Source organism: Austwickia chelonae (assembly GCF_003391095.1).
GTDB lineage: Bacteria > Actinomycetota > Actinomycetes > Actinomycetales > Dermatophilaceae > Austwickia > Austwickia chelonae_A.
On the sequence record NZ_CP031447.1, the window covers coordinates 2,778,723 to 2,792,144 of the forward strand.

Consider the following 13,422-nt stretch of genomic DNA (forward strand, 5'->3'; position numbering starts at 1 on the left):
ATAATCGCGCTACTACTAGCGATTTCGCCTGTAGTGACCTGTCACGAGCGAAGTCGGCGAGATTCCGACACTGTCCCGCAACGGTGATACCTCCTGGTAGAGGGTAAGTCCGGTCGCCTCGTGGCAGGGACGACCGTGTCAAGCCCTCGAAGGAAGGGCCGGTCCGCTTACCTCATCGCAGGTATACAGACGACACTCCTTCGTGGGCCCACCGAAGGAGTGGCCCATGCCCGCCCCGCTGTTCTTCCGCCGTACCACCACTGTTGCCGCGGTCGCGGTGACCGCGCTGCTCCCCACATCCTGCAGCCTCTCCACCGACCACCGCGCCACCGGCTCACCCGGCCAGGACCGCGGCTGCATCACCGATTTCGACCCGGAGAAGGACTACTACCCGGACAAGGTCGTCTTCGAGGACGCCACCAACGTGAAGGTGCAGTACAAGAAATCCCACAAGATCGTCACTGTCGCCCAGCCAGCGCCAGGAGCTCCGCCGCAAACCTATGTCCTGGTCCGTTGCGGAGCACCAGCCCCAGAGCTGACCGGCGACCTGGCAGGAGCTCGCAAGTTCTCCATTCCGGCGAAGAGAGTCGCCGCAGCTTCCACCACCCAGGTGCCCGCCTACGATCTCCTCGGCAAAGTCGATGCACTCGTCGGTGTCGGTTCCGCAGACAAGTTGGCCCCTGGCACCGTCAAAGAGGCCGTTGATGCCGGACGCATCAAAGGCTTCAAACAGGACGGCGTCGATATCAGCGCTGAACAGGTCGTCTCATTGAAACCTGATCTGTACGTCACCTCTGGCACCAGTAAGTCCAGCGACGTCAAACTAGCTGAACTCGGCGTCCCCGTCGTCGCAAATGCCGAATGGCTCGAAAAAACTGCCCTCGGACGTGCTGAATGGACGAAGTTCACCGCGCTCTTCCTCGACGAGGAGAAGAAAGCCACTGAGGTCTATGCCAAGATCCGAGCCGACTACCAAGCCGTTGCTGAAAAGGCGAAATCTGTCGCCTCACGCCCCACGGTCCTTCTGGGCTCAATGTCGAGAGGAACCTGGTACGCCACCGCGGCGGACAGCTATGTCGCCAACGAGATCAAGGACGCAGGGGGCGACTACATCCTCCAAGAGGTAGCCGGAACCGGTAGTAAACCACTAGATCTCGAGGTAGTTCTCGGCAAAGGATCGCAAGCCCAGTTCTGGCTGGGTGCCACGCATTCCTCCCCGTGGAAGAGCCTGGCCGAACCGGTCAAGGACGATGCTCGCCTCGGCAACCTCGAAGCCGTCAAGAATGGCCGTGTCTGGACTTTCACCAAGCGGATGACGCCCGGCGGCGGCAACGACTACTGGCAATCCGGCGTGGTTCGTCCTGACCGTGTGCTCGCCGATCTGGTCGCCATCTTGCACCCCGAGCTGATGCCCGGACATGAATTCACCTACTACGAGCAAGTCCCCAAAGCATGAGCCAGAGCATCGCCGAAAGCATGAAGGACGTGAGCGACACCGAATACCCAGACCGCAGCGACCTGTCAGACGGCACCAGCCCTGCACACGACCGACCCCTGTATTTCGGGCTGTGGTGGCGGTTCACCGCACTACTCACCCTACTCGTGGTCGCAGCATTGGCCGGGATGGCACTGGGGGCACTACGTATCCCCCTGGGAGATCTAGTGAGCGCCCTAGCTGGCTCCCGCGACGATCTGGTGACCTCGACGGTGCTCTTTGACATTCGTATCCCCCGGACCATCACCGCGATCCTGGTCGGCGCGGCCCTGGGAGTCACCGGCCTGCAGATGCAAACGCTCTTCCGTAACCCTTTAGCCGATCCCTACGTCCTCGGGGTCTCCTCTGGAGCAGGCCTCGGAGTCGCCTTCGTGGTCCTTCTCGCAGGGACCTCACGGTACGCAGCTTCACTGACCTCAGGTCTCGGCCTGACCGGCGACATGGGACTGATCATGGCGTCCTCCGCCGGATCCGCAACCGTCATGCTGATCGTCCTGACAGTCGGGCGTTTCCTCCACTCATCAAACACCCTGCTGCTCCTCGGGGTGATGATCGGCTACCTGGTCTCTGCCTGCGTCACCGTGCTCCTAGCCGGAGCCACCCCAGAACTAGTAGCCCAGTATGTACGCTGGGGATTCGGCAGCTACCACGGGGTGACCTGGCAAAATCTCACCGTTCTCGGCCCTGTACTACTCGCCGGGATCCTTGCCACTTTCCTCCTAGCGAAATGGCTCAACGCGCTTCTCCTAGGCGACCGTTACGCCCAAACGATGGGTATGAACCTGCACGTGGTACGCGGGTGCATCGTGCTCAGCAGCGCAGTGCTCGCCGGATGCGCCACAGCTTTCTGTGGCCCCATCGGCTTTCTCGGCATCGCCATCCCCCACCTGGCCCGAGGGTTCTTCAGCAGCTCAGACCACCAAGTTCTTCTGCCCGGATGTGCGTTGATCGGCGGATCTCTGGCGTTGACCGCCGATATTGCCGCCGGACTTCCCGGTGACGGGGTACTGCCACTCAACGCGGTCAACGCCGCATTCGGAGCACCCGTCGTGATCTACATCCTGCTCCGCCGACAGCGAGGAGCCGACACATGACCGAGCTCGCTCCACCTCTCCTCGAGCTCAAGGGGTTGACCGTCGGTTACAGGCTGTCCCGGTCCGATCGCAGGATCATCCTGGAAGATGTCAATGCTGCAGTTCTTCCAGGGGAACTCGTCGGACTGGTCGGGCCCAATGGCGCCGGAAAAAGCACTCTCCTCCGGTCGATATCTGGTCTTCAGCCTGTTTTCGCCGGCGCCGTCCGGCTCTGCGGAGAAGACAGTTCGGCACTTCATCGCAAGCAGATCGCGACTCGTCTGGCCGCCGTCCTCACCGACCGGTTCGACCCTGGAAGGCTCAAAGTCCGAGATGTCGTCGCGCTCGGGCGCCACCCCTACTCCTCGATCACCGGTCGACTCGATACAAGGGACCGCGCGTCCATCGCCGACAGCCTTGATGCTGTCGGCGCTGCTCACCTGGCGCATACCGATATCAGAGAGCTCTCCGACGGCCAGCGCCAACGAGTCATGGTTGCCCGTGCACTCGCACAAGAGCCCCGTATCCTTCTGCTCGACGAACCCACAGCTTTCCTGGACCCTCCCGGCAGAGTCTCCTTGTTGGAGTTGGTCCGACGGATCTGCACCGACCGACAGATCGCCGCGGTCGTCTGCACCCATGACATCGAATCGATCCTGACGTACTCAGAACGGATCTGGGTGGCCGGGCGAGACACGAAACTGGTCGTCGGTGGCCCTGAGGATCTCGCTCGTGACGGATCACTCGCACGCCCGTTCGCCACTCCAGGCGTGCGCTTCGACCTGACCACGTTGACCTTCCGCCCTGAAGTCGTTGGACGCCCGACCGCGTACGTAGACGGCTCCGGAACCGCGGCGTCCTTGACGACACGTTGTCTGCTGAGAGCCGGATACGACGTCCGTTCAGGAACTACACGGGATAACAGCGGCTTGCTCGTCTCGGTCAGCCAGGACGGCATGTCCTGGACTATCTCCCACCCGGTTCACGGCCAAACAGACCACGACAACCTGGCCGATGTGCACTCAACCGCGAGCGCTTGGAAACGTGCAGACTTCCGCGGAGGGAAACGTGTCAGCTGACTGTTTCCGCCTGGGAATCGCACCTCTTGACCCGCAACACGGTCACACGGAAGAGAACCTGCACCACCTCGGAGACGCGGTTCATTCTGCCGCCGACCAAGGCGCTCAATTGAGCGTCGCACCTGAGCCAGCCAGCAGCAGTTACGGTTTTGCCGGGCAGCCAGAAGCCGCGTCCTGCTCCGAGCCATGGGGGAAAATAGGTCTCCTGATCTGTGCCGACGCCTACTATTCCAGTGCTCCTCGTGCGCTCGCCCTACGGGGAGCCCCAGCCCGAACAGAGTCGGACACGGAGGCCCACCCCATCGGAGGCCCACCCCATCGGAGCAACATCCGGCTGGCTTACGACCACGTGGACCGGGAGGCAATGTGCCGATCCGTTCTCTGACGCTGTGGCCGACGGCAGCCTGCGACCTCGACTGTCTCTACTGCTATCGAGGAATCCGTCGTGGTGTGATGTCCGAGGAGACTGCCCTGGCTGCCGTCGAGCTCGCTGCGGCTTCCGGAGACCCCTTCCACATCCAGTTCGCCGGGGGCGAGCCGCTGTTGCGTCCCGAACTCATCGACCTGGTCTGTCGACATGTCGCCGAGAACGGTCTACCTGCCAGGGTCGACGTCCAGACCAATGCGACCCGCATCGATCCGGAGACGGTGAGGCTGCTGCGCCGTCACCGGATCGGGGTCGGTGTCAGTGTGGACGGCCCGCCCGACGTGCAGGAATCCCTCCGGGGCCGCGCCCGGCAGACCTTCGCCGGGCTCGACCTGCTCGCCGAGCACAGCGTCCCTGTCAGGGTGACCACTGTCGTCACCTCCGCGAACGTCCTGCGGCTGGGTGAAACAGCACTGATGCTCGCTGGCTATCCCAACATCCGTGGTCTGGCCCTGGACTTGCTGACACCGCTGGGAGCTGCCTCGCTACGCCCCGACCTGACAGCTTCGGAGTCGGAGTTGGTTTGCGGGCTGCGGTCCTTGCACTCGGTGGTCACCCGCCTGACTCGGATGCGCTGCGCCCCCTTCGTCTGGCGAGAACTCGAAACAGTCCGTCGGTCGCTGCGCCTGGCTTCAGAGAACGCCGTACCGGTGAGGATCTCTTCCCGGCCTGAGCGCGGTTCCCCATCATCTCGGCCCTTGGCCTCGGTCGGCGCCTACTGTCATGCCTCGCTGGGCGAAAGCGTGGCCGTCGCCCCGGATGGCACCGTCTACCCCTGTTCACAGGCTGTCGGTGACCCGAAACGCGCTGCCGGGACCATCCATGACGTCGATTGGCCCTGTCTGCGATCCCAGTTCCGCGCCACGCCTCTGCGTGGCCCCTGCCACCGTTGCCCGTTGGACGGCAGATGTCCCGGCGACTGTCCGTCCCGGATGGAGAGCACCCGAAAGCCTGGCTCCTCCGAGAGCGCCGACCTTGCCTGTGTACTGCATCGAACCCTCGCCGAGTCGGAAAGGACCAGATCATGACCTCGATCTGCTACTTCAGCGCGACCGGTGGCGATCTCGCCGTCGTCGTCCAAGCCCTCGATCGGCTCGTCGAGTCCGGTGCCGATGTGACCGTCACCGCCCGAGGGCAGCTGCAGCTGTCCGACTCTGCCGGTATCTCCGACTTCGTCGCGTCGGCGCTGGCCTCCGATGCTGTCGTGCTTTCCTTGCACGGCGGGATGGACAGCTGTCCGGGATGGTCCCAGCTGGCCGCCGTCCTTCCCCCGCGTGGTGACCCGGCCCGCCCCTACCTGCACATTCAGCCCGCAGGAAGTGACGACGCTGCCGCCGACGCCGTCGAGGAACACGGCGATGGACTCGCCGACGGTTCCTGGAACCGGCTGATACGCCTCATCGACGCCGGGGGTGTCGACAATCTCACCGCAGCCCTGTCCCAGGTCGCTGCCGCCGTCCGCGAGCGCCGCGGTGAACCGTCGGAAGATCTTCCTGAAGCGCGGTCGGTTCCGGCGCCGGTGCCCACCGAGGGGTTGTATCTGCCCGCAGAGCGGTTGGTCGGCGACGAGGACGCCTATCTGGCCTGCTTGGATCCGCAACGCCCGACGGTCGGGGTGCTCTTCCCCCAGCCGTACTGGGTGCAGCACAACACGGCCCACATCGACGCCCTGGTGGACCGGCTCCGGGCGGCGGGAGCTCAGGTGGTGCCGGTCTTCGGGCGGCGTTTCGCGGATACCGCCCGGGGGAATGCCGATACCCGTCAGATCGTGGAGCGTTTCTTCCGGCGGGACGGGAAGGCCTTGGTGGATGTCGTCATCAATGCCCAGAGCTTCTCGTTGTTGGCCGTCGACCCGGCTTCGGCCGACATCTTCCCGGGGCTGGACGTGCCGGTGTTGCAGGCGATGACCTCGAGCGTCGATCTGGCGACCTGGTCGGCGACGACGCAGGGCATGGCGAGCATCGATGTCACCGTGCAAGCTGCCCACCCGGAGTTCGACGGTGCGTTGATCGCCCGGATGATCGCGACCCGGGAAACAGATGCCCTCGATCCGGTGACCGGCGCCCTGCTGACCAGGCTGGTGCCGGTCCCCGACCGGGTCGATTCACTGGTCGCTCTGGCGTTGGCCTGGGCTCGGTTACGCAGGACCCCGGTCGGCCGGCGCCGGGTCGCCGTCGTCTTCCATCACCATCCGCCGCGCAACGACCGGATCGGCTGTGCCTCCGGGCTGGACACCTTCGAGAGCGTGAGGCTCCTCCTGCAGCGGATGGCTTCGCTCGGGTACGACGTACCGGAGCAGTTCGCCACCGGCGACGAGCTGGCGGAACGCATGTTGGAGTCGTTGACCTGTGACCGGCGTTGGCTGACTCCCGAAGCGATGCATGCTCGCGCGCAGGCGCACGCCGATTCGGCCACCGCACAGGCCTGGCATGCCGAGCTGCCCGATGCCGTGGGTTGTTCCATGGTCGACTCCTGGGGTGAACCGCCCGGTGCGCTCTTCGTCCATGACGGAGAGCTCAGCTTTGCCGGGTTCCTCGACGGGAACGTCTTCCTGACCGTCCAACCTCCCCGGGGGCAACTGGAGAGGATCATCGATGAGGACATTCACCAGCTGGTTCTCCCTCCACCGCACCACTATCTGGCGCACTACCGCTGGATCCGTGATGTCTTCGGTGCCCATGCCGTGGTCCATGTCGGCACGCACGGCAGTCTGGAATGGTTGCCGGGGAAGGCTCTCGGGCTGTCCGAGGAGTGTTATCCCGAGCTGGCGTTGGCCGAGCTGCCCAATATCTATCCGTACATCATCAACAACCCGGGTGAGGGCACCCAGGCGAAGAGACGCAGTCACGCGGTGATGGTCGACCATTTGCCTCCGCCGATGCGTCATGCCGACCTGGACGACCAGACCGCTGCGGTGGACCGTCTGGCCCGGGAGTACCCGGACGCGGCATCCCGGTCGACGGAAGCGGCAGCGGCCGTTGCCGAGGCCCTCTGGGATGCGGTGTTCGCGGCAGATCTACAGGTGGATCTCGAGGTCGATCGAGCCGCGGCCTTGGCCGATCCGGATGGGTTCGCCCACCGCGTTCGTCACTATCTGTTGGAGCTGTCCGACAATGCGATCAGTGACGGTCTGCATGTTCTGGGCCGGGTGGCTGCCGATCCGGGGCAGCCGTCGGAGGGCTTGGGGCCGCGCGAGCGGGTCGTCGGCTATCTCGTCCAGCTCACCAGGCTCCCGAACGGTGAGATCCCCAGCCTGCGTGAATCCGTGCTGGACTGTTGGGGGGTCGATCCGTTCCTCCCCGGGTCTGGTCTGGGTGACTCCGGTGAGGTCGTCGACGATCTGCGCCGGGCGCACGAGGCCTGCCTGTCCCTGGTCGAGGCGGTGTACGACATTGCCCTCGCCGGTCTGGACGTGCCGTTCGAGACCGGGTCCGCTGTGGTCGAGGAGGCCGTGACGCAGGCGGTCTCACAGGTCCTGGGTCGACGGCATGCCGGGGTGGAGGCCGGGCTGACCTATGTCGTCACCGATCTCGTGCCACGACTCTCCCTGGTCGAGGACGAGGTCGAAGCGGTCTTGACCGGTCTCGCGGGTGGTTTCGTCGCTCCTGGGCCGAGCGGGGCACCGACCCGGGGCAATGCCGACATCCTGCCTACCGGGCGTAATTTCTTCTCCTTGGATCCGCGGACGTTGCCGACTCCGGCGGCGTGGCGGGTAGGGGTCGATCTCGCCGAGGGTTTGTTGACCCGTTACCGGGAGGAGAACCCGGACGGGCGCAGCTGGCCACGCAACGTCGGCATCATCCTGTGGGGTACTGCCAATATGCGCAGCCATGGGGAGGACGTCGCCGAGATCCTGCATCTGTGGGGGTTACGCCCTCGTTGGGCGACCGACGGGCAGGTCGTCGGGGTGGAGATCGTCCCGGTCACTGAGCTCGGGCGACCACGGATCGATGTGACTCCCCGGATCTCGGGGTTCTTCCGGGACGCTTTTCCGAATCTGGTCGAGCTGCTCGACGACGCGGCCGGCCTGGTGGCCGCGCTGGAGGAGGACACCGAGCAGAACTTCCTGCGTGCGCATGTGCTGGCCGATCTGCCTGAGCATCTGTCGACGGGGATGTCTACGCAGGAAGCGTGGCGTACTGCGACCTTGCGGGTCTTCGGGTGCCCGCCGGGAAGCTACGGTGCCGGGGTCGAGGAGCTGGTGGAGACCAAGGCGTGGCAGGACAAGGGTGATCTGGCTGCATCGTACGTGCGGTTCTCCTCCCACGCCTACGGGCGGGGTGTGTACGGCGATGCCCGGCCGGAGGCTTTCACCGCGCAGTTGCGTCGTATGGATGCGACGGTGAAGAACGAGGACACCCGCGAGTACGACATGCTCAGTTGCACCGATTTCTACAACTACTACGGGGGGCTGATCGCCGCGGCCACCGTGTCCCGGGGCAGTGCGCCGATGTCCTTCGTCGGGGATTCCTCGGACCCTCGGCGGGCGCGCAATCGGACCACGAGTGAGGAGGCGCGGTTGGTGATCCGGTCGAGGATTCTGAACGAGGCCTGGATCGGCGGGTTGCAGAGGCACGGCTACAAGGGCGCGGGTGATCTGTCGAAGGTGTTGGACATCCTGGCCGGCTGGGAGGCGACGGCCGATGTCGTGGACGATGTCATGTTCGACCGGGTGGCCAGACGTTACGCTCTTGATCCCGGGATGCAGGAGTGGTTCGGCGAGGTGAATCCCTATGCCTTGCACAATATTCTGGACAAGTTGCTCGACATGGCCCAGCGCGGGTTGTGGGACGCGCAGGACGACATGCGCGAAGCGTTGACCCAGGCTTATCTGTCGGCGGAGGCCGGGGTGGAGGATGCGGTCGATTCCGTTGAGGCAGGGGAACGATGAGCCGTCGGCCGGGTTTCCCGTTCTCCGCCTTGGTCGGGCAGGAGACGATGCGGCTGGCCCTGGTGTTGTCGGTGGTACGGCCGCAGATCGGTGGCGTTCTGCTGCGAGGGGAGAAAGGGACGGCGAAGTCGACGGCTGTACGCGCCTTGGCCCGGTTGCTCGGTGATACGGCTCCCCTGCGGACGCTACCGCTGGGCGCGACCGAGGACCGGTTGGCCGGTGGCCTGGATCTGACGGGCAGTCTGCAGGCCGGGCGTGCGGTCTTCGCCCCGGGGTTACTGGCGGCGGTGGACGGCGGCGTGTTGTACGTCGACGAGGTCAATCTTCTGGACGACCATCTCGTCGACCTGGTGTTGGATGCGGCGGCGAGCGGAGTCAACCGGGTCGAACGAGAAGGGTTGAGCCTGGCCCATCCGACTCGGTTCTCCCTGGTCGGGACGATGAATCCGGAGGAGGGCGCGCTTCGACCTCAGCTGCTCGACCGGTTCGGGCTGTGTGTGGATGTGACCGGTGAACGTGACATCTCCACCCGGGTCGAGCTTCTGCGACGTTGCATGGCCTACGACTCCGACCCGCAGTCGTTCGTGGACCGGTGGCGCCCGGAGCAGGAGTCGTTGTCCCGACGGCTCCTCCGGGCCCGGGAAGTGGTGTCCGGGGTGCAGGTGGGCGGCGCGGTCGCCGAGACCATCGCTGAGCTGTGCCGGTCGGCCGGCACTGCCGGGCATCGCGCCGATCTGGTCCTGGCCGAGGCCTCTCGCGCTCATGCAGCCTGGCAGGGCCGGGTAGAGGCCTCGGTGGCCGATGTCCTGGCGGTCGCCGAGTTGGCGCTGGTGCATCGTCGACGGGATGCCGTGCCTGCGCCTCCACGGACTCCCGGAAGCGACTCCTCGGATCCTGGGGAGGACCCGATGCCGGAGGATGCTGCGTCACCGGATCCGTCGCAGTCGGAGGAGCCTTCGGAGAACAGGCCGGGTCAGGACGGGAACGAGCCCGGGCGTGACGAGGACGCTCACCCCGATCGCGGTGACGATCATTCCGGATTGGTCGGGCCGGACGGCGGGGCGGTGCAGGCCGATGATGACCCTGCTGAGGGGTGCGGCCCGGTCGACGGCAGGCTCCCGGCCCCTGTTCCCGGCGATCCTTTCCGGGTGCGTCCGCTGGAGCCGGACGCCGACCGTCAGGCACGGCGTGGCTCCGGGCGGCGACATCGCAGTCGAAGCGCGGACCGTCGTGGCCGTTATGTCCGAAGCCGTCCGGCAGCAGATACCGACGATCTCGCACTGGACGCGACTCTGCGAGCAGCTGCGGTCCACCAGCGCAGCCGTCGGACCCAGGCGAGTCGTGAAGGTGGGGGCACGTGTGAATTACCCGCTGTCATCGTGCGCCCTGGGGATTGGCAGGCAAAGGTCCGCGAGCGCCGTACCGGTAGCTGTGTCCTGTTCGTCGTCGATGCGAGTGGGTCGATGGGCGCCCGGGGCAGGATGGTCGCCAGCAAGGGCGCGGTGCTGAGTCTTCTGCTGGACGCTTATCAGAAACGGGACAAGGTCGCGATGGTCGCTTTCCGTCGCCGGGCTGCGGAGGTCCTGCTCCCACCGACGGCGTCGATCGAGATGGCGAACCGTCTGCTGGAGGAGCTTCCGGTGGGGGGACGGACTCCCCTGTCTGCCGGTCTGTGTGCTGCAGCGGAGGTGTTGGCGCCTTTGCTCCGTCGGGAGCCACTGCTGCGCCCCTTGGTGGTGTTGATCAGCGATGGCCGCGCCAATGCCGCGGTGGACCTGCCCGATGTTCAGGCCTGTGCACAGGCGGTGGAGCTGGCTAGGCGGTTGGGTGAGGATCCACGAGTGACCTGGGTCGTGGTCGACACCGAGGATCCGAAGGCTTTACGGCTGGGGTTGGCCAAGGAGCTGGCTGCAGCACTGCATGCTCCCTGTTATTCCATCGACGACCTGCATGCCGACGACCTGGTCGGCCTCGTGAAAGGACACACCACGTGACCCGGCCCCCGTATCCCTTCGCCGCTCTCGTAGGTCAGGACGACCTGAAACTGGCTCTCGTGCTGGCTGTCATCTCCCCGGAACTGTCCGGGGTGCTGGTCCGGGGAGAGAAAGGCACAGCGAAGTCCACTGCGGTGCGAGCTTTGGCCGAGCTTCTGCCCGACCGGGTCGAAGTCGCTGGCTCGCCTTATCACCTCTCCCTCGCCGAGTACACCGAACTACGTGGCAACCTAGGTCCCGATCTGGGACCGGATCCGGAGCTGGCATCGGTGCGAGTGCCGGTGGTCGAGCTGCCGGTCGGCGCCACGGAAGATCGGGTAGCGGGCACCTTGGATCTGGAGAATGCGCTGGCCCGGGGACAACGTGACCTGCAGCCGGGGCTGTTGGCGGCGGCTCATCGAGGCATCCTGTACGTCGACGAGGTGAATCTGTTGGACGACCACGTCGTCGACCTGTTGCTCGATGCAGCGGCCATGGGAGTGAACACGGTTGAGCGCGAGGGGTTGAGTGTGTCACACCCTGCTCGTTTCTCCTTAGTCGGGACAATGAATCCGGAGGAAGGTGAGCTGCGTCCGCAGTTGTTGGACCGGTTCGGTCTGTGTGTGACAGTCGCGGGCAGCGCTGATCTGACCGAGCGGGTGACCATTATGCGGCGCAGGGCTCGCTATGACGCCGACCCTGAGTCCTTCGTCGCTTCCTGGGCTTCGGAGAGCGCAGGTCTGGCGGCACGGATCACCGAGGCGATGGAAGGTATCGGCCGGGTCACCGTCGATGATCGACTGTTGCACCGGATCGCTCAGACCAGTCTGGACGCCGGGGTCGACGGGCATCGGGCGGATCTGACCATGATGCGGGCAGCGGCGGCCTTGGCCGCCTGGGCAGGCCGGGGCGAAGTGCAGGAGTCCGATGTGGACACGGCTGCCCGGTTCGTTCTACCGCATCGGATGCGGCGGCGTCCGTTGGAGCCGATCGGGGTCTCTCGATGAGGCTGTTCAGTTGGCCGGGGATTGTCGCTGTGGAAGGACATGACCGGGTGATCTTGGCCCGTTTCGAGCGTCCGGTACGGGTGCTGTCGACCTGCCCTCGTCACGGGGGGATGCGTGAGGATCTGGTCGCCCTGTACAACCATCAGTCCTGCGAACCGGCCGGTCATGGCGGTGAGGTGATGTCCTATCTGGCCACTCATCAACGTGCCGAGCATGATCGGCTGTGCGCTTCCCATGGGGTCGATCCGGATCTGACAGCGAGTCTGGGCACTGCGGCGTCGATGCGTTGTGCGGGTGTGGCAACCCGGTCGTTCGACGATCTGAGGGTGACTGCGGTGTGCACTGCAGGAGTGGAGGGCAACGCGGGCCGAGCCGGTGACCCTGCCTCGGTCGTCGAAGTCGACGGGCGTTACGACCGTGTCGCTGAGCATCAGCAGCCGGAGCACGGCACCATTAACACGATGGTCTTCGTCAATCACGAGCTGACCTCGGGTGCGACTGCTCGGGCGTTAATGAATGCGACGGAGGCGAAGTCCGCGGTCTTGCAGGATCTCGTCGTGGGTTCGAGGTACAGCTGTGGCCGGGCCACCGGGACAGGCACGGATCAGTACGCCCTGGCCTGTCCGATCGGTGTGGGAACGCCGCTGCACAGCGCCGGGCACCATGTGGTTCTCGGTGAGCTCGTCTCTCAGGCCGTGGCCGGTGCCCTGCGGGATGCGCTGGTGTTGCAGAACGGTTTGGAGCCCTCGTCTCGGCGGTCAGTATCAGCCCAGTTGGCACGTTTTGGGGTGACCCTTCCGCTCTTGGTCGAGCGTGCGCAACAGGATCTGGCTCCTCGAGAGGCCGCTCTTCTGGCTGAGAACATTCGATGTCTTGACGCTGATCCTCTTGTCGTCGCGGCAGTGGCCGGGCTGGCAGAGGTGGTCGATCAGGTCACAGCGGGGATACTTCCAGCGAGCCGCGCTCAGGAGTACGCAGCCTGGGGCGGCGCGTTGATTGCGGCGGCTGTTGCGGCGGGCGAAGCCAATGTCCAGGAACTCCGAAGCCAGCTGGAGGGTGAGGATCTCGCCCCTGACTCGCTGGTTCCCAAGGCGTTTGCTGTGGGGTATGCGCTGAAATGGCGGTCTTTACACAGCCGTCTTTCGGGATGACTGACCTGATTCTTCGCCGGTAGCTTCGGCAAGTTCTCCTGACAGGCAAAGCTTCTCGGTCACAGAATGGCAGAAGACTGCGGCAGCGAGGTCGTCGTCGCGATTCCGAGCGCAGCAAAGGGGCCGTCATGGTCGCTCTGCACGCGACGGACACCTTCGGGCGGCAGGGCAGGAGCAGCGGATGACCCCGGCGGGTCTGCCCGCTGATGGCTCCACAGGTCGTGGCGAGGACTGTCGGACGTGGCGGTCGGGGTCGTCACGGACGTCTTCACCTCGAGTTCAGCCAGTCGGCGTATCGTCCAGGGGTCGGTTGAAAGGGAGTATCA

General features: G+C 65.2%; 9 protein-coding genes and 1 riboswitch. Of the genes, 8 read left to right on the forward strand and 1 reads right to left on the reverse strand.

The window, feature by feature from the left end; all coding sequences use genetic code 11:
• Nucleotides 1-22 precede the first annotated feature (22 nt).
• A riboswitch (adenosylcobalamin (AdoCbl) riboswitch) is annotated at nucleotides 23-169 on the forward strand.
• 57 nt (nucleotides 170-226) lie between these two features.
• From DX923_RS12290 to DX923_RS12325, 8 genes are all read left to right on the forward strand, one after another.
• On the forward strand, nucleotides 227-1,456 hold the full coding sequence (locus DX923_RS12290; protein ID WP_116115322.1) for an ABC transporter substrate-binding protein: 1,230 nt from the start codon (nucleotides 227-229) through the stop codon (nucleotides 1,454-1,456).
• Nucleotides 1,453-2,589 carry a FecCD family ABC transporter permease gene (locus DX923_RS12295; protein WP_205413041.1) on the forward strand — a complete coding sequence of 379 codons (1,137 nt, stop codon included), beginning with the start codon at nucleotides 1,453-1,455 and terminating at the stop codon, nucleotides 2,587-2,589. Before DX923_RS12290 ends, DX923_RS12295 begins: the two co-directional genes overlap by 4 nt.
• Nucleotides 2,586-3,647: an ABC transporter ATP-binding protein gene (locus tag DX923_RS12300; RefSeq protein WP_116115324.1), complete on the forward strand. Its 1,062-nt coding sequence runs from the start codon at nucleotides 2,586-2,588 to the stop codon at nucleotides 3,645-3,647. The genes DX923_RS12295 and DX923_RS12300 overlap by 4 nt, the downstream gene beginning before the upstream one ends.
• A 366-nt stretch (nucleotides 3,648-4,013) precedes the next feature.
• The gene (locus tag DX923_RS12305; protein WP_162872945.1) at nucleotides 4,014-5,102 is read left to right on the forward strand and encodes a radical SAM/SPASM domain-containing protein; all 1,089 of its coding nucleotides are present in this window, start codon (nucleotides 4,014-4,016) and stop codon (nucleotides 5,100-5,102) included.
• Complete coding sequence (cobN, locus tag DX923_RS12310; RefSeq protein WP_116115328.1) at nucleotides 5,099-8,965, forward strand: cobaltochelatase subunit CobN; 3,867 nt, start codon at nucleotides 5,099-5,101, stop codon at nucleotides 8,963-8,965. The genes DX923_RS12305 and cobN overlap by 4 nt, the downstream gene beginning before the upstream one ends.
• Nucleotides 8,962-10,959, forward strand: a complete 1,998-nt coding sequence (locus DX923_RS12315; protein WP_116115331.1) for a magnesium chelatase subunit D family protein — start codon at nucleotides 8,962-8,964, stop codon at nucleotides 10,957-10,959. Before cobN ends, DX923_RS12315 begins: the two co-directional genes overlap by 4 nt.
• Nucleotides 10,956-11,945, forward strand: a complete 990-nt coding sequence (locus DX923_RS12320) for an ATP-binding protein (protein ID WP_116115333.1) — start codon at nucleotides 10,956-10,958, stop codon at nucleotides 11,943-11,945. Before DX923_RS12315 ends, DX923_RS12320 begins: the two co-directional genes overlap by 4 nt.
• On the forward strand, nucleotides 11,942-13,096 hold the full coding sequence (locus tag DX923_RS12325; RefSeq protein WP_116115335.1) for an adenosylcobinamide amidohydrolase: 1,155 nt from the start codon (nucleotides 11,942-11,944) through the stop codon (nucleotides 13,094-13,096). The genes DX923_RS12320 and DX923_RS12325 overlap by 4 nt, the downstream gene beginning before the upstream one ends.
• Nucleotides 13,097-13,155: 59 nt before the next feature.
• Here DX923_RS12325 and DX923_RS16255 read toward each other — a convergent pair whose 3' ends face one another.
• Complete coding sequence (locus DX923_RS16255) at nucleotides 13,156-13,356, reverse strand: hypothetical protein (RefSeq protein ID WP_162872946.1); 201 nt, start codon at nucleotides 13,354-13,356, stop codon at nucleotides 13,156-13,158.
• Nucleotides 13,357-13,422 lie beyond the last annotated feature (66 nt).

Bases quoted from the DNA above. Each gene is read 5' to 3' on its own strand.
- DX923_RS12290 (WP_116115322.1), top strand. From the start codon at position 227: ATGCCCGCCCCGCTGTTCTTCCGCCGTACCACCACTGTTGCCGCGGTC.
- DX923_RS12295 (WP_205413041.1), top strand. From the start codon at position 1,453: ATGAGCCAGAGCATCGCCGAAAGCATGAAGGACGTGAGCGACACCGAA.
- DX923_RS12300 (WP_116115324.1), top strand. From the start codon at position 2,586: ATGACCGAGCTCGCTCCACCTCTCCTCGAGCTCAAGGGGTTGACCGTC.
- cobN (WP_116115328.1), top strand. From the start codon at position 5,099: ATGACCTCGATCTGCTACTTCAGCGCGACCGGTGGCGATCTCGCCGTC.
- DX923_RS12315 (WP_116115331.1), top strand. From the start codon at position 8,962: ATGAGCCGTCGGCCGGGTTTCCCGTTCTCCGCCTTGGTCGGGCAGGAG.
- DX923_RS12325 (WP_116115335.1), top strand. From the start codon at position 11,942: ATGAGGCTGTTCAGTTGGCCGGGGATTGTCGCTGTGGAAGGACATGAC.